The organism is Micromonospora sp. DSM 43699 (assembly GCF_055517075.1).
In genome coordinates this window covers 1-468 of record NZ_JBTMMT010000193.1, presented here as the reverse complement: position 1 = coordinate 468, position 468 = coordinate 1, and the positions used below count along the sequence as shown (strand labels likewise).

Annotated in this window: 1 protein-coding gene; it reads right to left on the bottom strand. The window is 59.8% G+C overall.

Annotated elements, in window-relative coordinates; all coding sequences use genetic code 11:
* Positions 1 to 165: 165 nt before the first annotated feature.
* Positions 166 to 468, bottom strand: a 303-nt coding sequence (locus AC0AIB_RS31195) for a helix-turn-helix transcriptional regulator (protein WP_465098078.1), incomplete at its 5' end; no start/stop codon positions are given.

Sequence of the window (468 nt, the reverse complement as noted above, 5' to 3'; positions counted from 1 at the left end):
ACCGCAGACTGTACCATCATGTCAGCGCTGAACGTGATGGGCCGGGTCTGCATGTAATCCTTTGCCTTGAGTGATTCCATTGTGCGTTCCCCCAACCAGCCTCCCGGGCGGGAGGCGCAAGCCGGGCACTATGTCCGGCTCACTCCAAGCATAGCTCGCACCGGATCAGGAGATGGATTGCAGCAACAGCAGCAGCTCGTTCTGACTGTGGCAGTCGGTCTTCTTGAACACCCCCTTGAGGGTCGAGCGGACGGTTTCCACCTTGACACCGCGCAACTCGGCGATGTCGTTGCTGCTGTAACCCTTGCTCATCAGCACCAGCAGCTCCTTCTCGCCTATGGTGAGCGGATAGAGGCTGGCCAGCGCTTCTATGTCGGGATTGAAGGAGTGCTCGGGATCCCGCAGCACCACTTCCACATAGCGCTCGAACCGGCTGAGGCCGCTCATCAGGGTGCACTGGATCAGCAG